General features: G+C 73.4%; 4 protein-coding genes. 1 reads left to right on the top strand and 3 read right to left on the bottom strand.

The genetic code is table 11. From position 1 onward, the window contains the following. A partial coding sequence (gene lepB / locus CCN42_RS24490) for a signal peptidase I (protein ID WP_339384411.1) occupies window positions 1–709 on the top strand: 709 nt, incomplete at its 5' end. Window positions 710–785: 76 nt separating this feature from the next. Here lepB and CCN42_RS24485 read toward each other — a convergent pair. The 3 genes from CCN42_RS24485 to CCN42_RS24475 form a co-directional block, all read right to left on the bottom strand. Further along, window positions 786–1766 carry a cation diffusion facilitator family transporter gene (locus CCN42_RS24485; RefSeq protein ID WP_086738857.1) on the bottom strand — a complete coding sequence of 327 codons (981 nt, stop codon included), beginning with the start codon at window positions 1764–1766 and terminating at the stop codon, window positions 786–788. A 170-nt stretch (window positions 1767–1936) separates the two neighbouring features. Continuing rightward, a complete protein-coding gene (manA, locus tag CCN42_RS24480; protein WP_086738856.1) occupies window positions 1937–3088 on the bottom strand; it encodes a mannose-6-phosphate isomerase, class I in 1152 nt (383 codons plus the stop codon). Between the two features lie 147 nt (window positions 3089–3235). After that, a partial coding sequence (locus CCN42_RS24475; protein ID WP_086738854.1) for an SIS domain-containing protein occupies window positions 3236–4287 on the bottom strand: 1052 nt, incomplete at its 5' end.

Here is a 4287-nt window from a genome sequence, read left to right as displayed (position 1 = left end):
CGTCCGCGGACGTGCCGCTTGGGGAGCGAGAGCAGGGGTGGACGGGATGCGCCGGGTCATGGTGGCCGCCTGGCTGGTGGGGCTGGTGGGAGTGGCGCTGACGGCCACGTCGCTGGTGAGCCTGCACGAGGGCTACAAGCTGGTGAGCGTGCGGGGCGAGAGCATGCGGCCCACGTACGACATCGGAGATTCGGTGCTCGTCGAGCGCATCGGGGCGGCCGAGGTGCGGCGCGGGGACGTGGTGCTGTACGAGGCGCCGGAGCGCTATCGGGGCGCGGACGTCGCGCAGCGGGTGATCGGGGTGGGCGGCGACCGGGTGGTGTGCTGCGTGGCGGCCGCCGGGACCGGCGCGGAGCGGATCGTACGCAACGGGAAGCCGCTGGTGGAGCCGTACGTCCGGGACGGTGTCGGCGACGGGCTGCGTCAGCCGTACGACGTGCTGGTGCCGCCGGGGCGGCTGTCCCTGCTCGGCGACCACCGGATGAAAGCGCGGGACTCGCGGGCCTTCGTCTCCGACCACGGCGGCACGGTGCCGGCCGGGGCGGTCGTCGGCCGGGTCACCGGCGACTACGCCGTGCCGGTGCTGCTGGCCCTGCTCCTGCTGCTGGGGCTGGCTCTGCTCCTCGGTGCGGCGCTGATCGCGATCGGGGCGCGCAGGGTGCGGCGGCGGCCGTCGGTGCTCACGCGGTGGTGGCCGGAACGCCTGTGACGCCTGCGGTGACGAGCCGGGAACGGATAAGGGCCCCGGCCGCTCCGTGCGAGCGGCCGGGGCCCTGTGCCCTGGGTCAGTGACCGGCGCCGTCGAGCGTCGGGCCGCCCGGGGTGGCCTCCGGGTCGGGGCCCTTGGCGGCCTCGGTCTCGCTGTAGATGTCGGGTTCGAGGTAGATGACGCGGGCGATCGGGACGGCCTCGCGGATGCGGGCCTCGGCGGCGTCGATGGCGCCGGCGATCTCGGTGGCCGTGTCGTCGTGCTGGACGGCGATCTTGGCGGCGACCAGCAGCTCCTCGGGGCCGAGGTGGAGCGTGCGCATGTGGATGATGCGGGTGACGGTGTCGCCGGCGACGATCGCGGCCTCGATCTTCTGGACGTCCTCCAGGCCCGCGGACTCGCCGAGGAGGAGGGACTTGGTCTCGGCGGCCAGGACGAGCGCGATCAGGATGAGCAGCACACCGATGCAGAGGGTGCCGATGCCGTCCCAGACGCCGTCGCCGGTGAGCAGGGCCAGGCCGACGCCGCCGAGGGCGAGGATCAGGCCGACGAGGGCGCCGAGGTCCTCCAGGAGGACGACGGGCAGCTCAGGCGCCTTGGCGTGGCGGACGAACTCCTTCCAGGACTTCTTGCCGCGCAGGACGTTGGATTCCTTGATGGCCGTGCGGAAGGAGAAGGTCTCGGCGATGATCGCGAAGACCAGGACGCCGACCGGCCAGTACCAGTGCTTGATCTCGTGCGGATGCTTGATCTTCTCGTAGCCCTCGTAGATGGCGAACATGCCGCCGACGGAGAAGAGGACGATCGAGACCAGGAAGGCGTAGATGTAGCGCTCGCGGCCGTAGCCGAAGGGGTGCTGCGGGGTCGCCACGCGCTGGGCCTTCTTGCCGCCGAGGAGCAGCAGGCCCTGGTTGCCGGAGTCGGCGAGGGAGTGCACCGACTCGGCGAGCATCGACGACGAGCCGCTGAACAGGAACGCCACGAACTTCGCTGCCGCGATCGAGAGGTTGGCGAGCAATGCCGCCACGATCGCCTTGGTACCGCCTGACGCGCTCATGTGTTCGCGTTGTCCCTTCGTACGTACGCCGTTTCGGGCTCTGCCCGGCCTTGACGGTGGGCCATTGTTGCAGCCCCCGCGCGGGCGGCGTGCGAGGCCGCCCTCACCGGCTCCTTACGGGTGCCGTATCCCCCTTTTCCGGGTGGTCAGGCCACGGCTTTTCCGAGTGGTCAGGCCACGACGGTCGCGCGGAAGAGCGTGCCGGAGCCCGTCACCTCGGCGGTCTCGCCCGCCGGGACGAACACGGACTGCCCCGCGCGCAGTTCGTGCTCCCCGGCCCGTACGGCACCGGCGGTGCAGAGCAGGATCTGGGGGGTGGGGCGCGTGAGGTCGTGGCGCGCGCCGCCCTCGGGGAGGACGTACCGGGACAGCCGGAACTCGTCGATGGGGGTCTCGTAGACCTCCTCGCCGTCGGGGGACGCCTCGGGGCGCAGCACGCCCGGGTCGCTCGGCTGGAAGCGGACGATCCGCAGGAGTTCGGGGACGTCGACGTGTTTGGGGGTCAGGCCGCAGCGCAGCACGTTGTCCGAGTTGGCCATGATCTCGACGGCGAGGCCGTTCAGGTAGGCGTGCGGGATGCCCGCGCCGAGGAACAGAGCCTCGCCGGGCTGGAGTCGGACGTGGTTGAGCAGCATCGCGGCGATGACGCCCGGGTCGCCCGGGTAGTGGTGGGCGATGTCGGCGTACGGCGCGTAGGCGCCGCCGAGGCGGGTGCAGGCGGCGGTGGCCTCGGCGACCGTGCGGGCCATCTCCGCGCGGTCGGCGGTGAGGACGGCGGTCAGCACCTCGCGCAGGGCCGCGTCCTGAGGGTGCGCGTGCAGCAGGTCGACATACGGCTTGAGGGAGTCGACGCCGAGGCCGTCGAGGAGGCCGGCGGCCTGGTCCGGGTCGCGGAACCCGCACAGGCCGTCGAACTCGGTCAGCGCGCAGACGAGTTCCGGCTTGTGGTTGGCGTCCTTGTAGTTGCGGTGCGGGGCGTCGACGGGGATGCCGCGGCGCTCCTCGTCCTCGTAACCCTCCTTCGCCTGGGCCAGGTCGGGGTGCACCTGGAGGGAGAGGGGGGCGCCCGCGGCGAGGATCTTCAGCAGGAACGGCAGCCGGGGGCCGAACTTCGCGACGGTCAGCTCGCCCAGTTCACGCTCCGGGCCCGTCTCGATGACCTCCACGAGCGTGCCGCGCGGGGTCCGCGAGGGTGCGCCCGGGTGGGCGCCCATCCACATCTCCGCCTGGGGTTCGCCGGTCGGCTCGACACCGAGCAGCTGCGGGATCGCGGTGGTGGAGCCCCAGGCGTAGGGGCGGACGGTGTTGTCGAGGCGGTCCATGGGGTTTCCGGGTTCCTTCTGCCGTCGGGTGCTTGGTGCGTACGGCGCCCTTCTCACGCGTACGACGTCCCTGTCTTGCGTACGACGTCCCTCTCTCGCGTGTGGCGCCGTCCTGGTGCTGCGGTGATCAGGGCGTCCTGGGCAAGATCAGGCCCTCGATGCGAGCGCCAGGTAAACGGCGGCGAAATCCGTGATGGCGATCAGCTCGGCCAGGGTCTCCAGTTCGCCGCCCGGATCCGGTTCCAGTTCGCTGATCGGCGTGTCGTGGCTCAAGGCCAGGTCGCGGGCGGCGGGAGCGGCGGTGAGGCCGGCGATCGGGCGGTCGCGGAGCAGCACCACGCGCGCGTGCAGTGCCGGCGGCTCCTCGACACGGTCCCGGAAGAAGTCGTCCGGGTTGGCGCGCGCCGCCAGCGGGCCGGCCAGCAGGGCACTGTGCGCGGCGAGCGCCTCCGGGAGCTCGGCGACCATGGCCGGAGTGCCGGACAGCTCCGCGAGCGCCGCGGCGAAGCGGCGGCCCGCCGGGCCCGCCGACGTGCCCTCCGTCCAGACCAGCGGGAGCGCGTCCGCCAGTTCGGCGGCGAGTGTCTTCGCCGGGTTGCTGTACGTGGCGATCGCCGGGCCGCAGCGCTCGGCGATCTGGTCCAGCCGGTCGGCGACCTTCTCCAGGGAGCCGGTGGGCGCGCCGAGCAGGCCGATCCGGTCCAGCAGCGCGAGGAGGGGCGTGAGCAGGGCCCACAGGACGCCGGGGGCGGAGGCGGCGAGGGGCTCGTCGTGCTCGTACGGGGCGGTGGCCAGCGGTACGAAGAGGCCGTGGGCGCCGGCGACGGCCTCGGCGAGCGGGGTGCCGGGCGGGGCCACGGCGGCGACCGTGCAGCCGCGGCGGTAGGCCTGCTCGGCGAGCAGGGCCAGACCCGGCTCCGTGCCGTCCGGGGTCGTGATCAGCAGCAGGTCCACGGAACCGGCCCAGCCCGGGAGTTCCCAGCGGAGGGCGCCGGCGGCCGGGGCGACGCCCGTCGGGGCGAGACGGGTCACCGGGCTGCCGGGGCCGGCGAGGGTGCCGAGGAGGTCGGCGGCGTGGGTCGCGGCGGCGCCCGGCCCGGCGATCAGGACCGCTCGGGGGCGACCGTCGGGCTTCAGGTCGCCGATGCCCGCCTCGGCGGCGTGCCGGGCGGCGGTGCGGACGCGGGCGCCGGCCTCGG

Origin of the sequence: Streptomyces glaucescens (assembly GCF_002154375.1) — a bacterium.
Lineage (GTDB): Bacteria > Actinomycetota > Actinomycetes > Streptomycetales > Streptomycetaceae > Streptomyces > Streptomyces glaucescens.
This window is presented reverse-complemented; position numbering and strand designations above follow the sequence as displayed.

Bases quoted from the DNA above. Each gene is read 5' to 3' on its own strand.
- CCN42_RS24485 (WP_086738857.1), bottom strand. From the start codon at position 1,766: ATGAGCGCGTCAGGCGGTACCAAGGCGATCGTGGCGGCATTGCTCGCC.
- manA (WP_086738856.1), bottom strand. From the start codon at position 3,088: ATGGACCGCCTCGACAACACCGTCCGCCCCTACGCCTGGGGCTCCACC.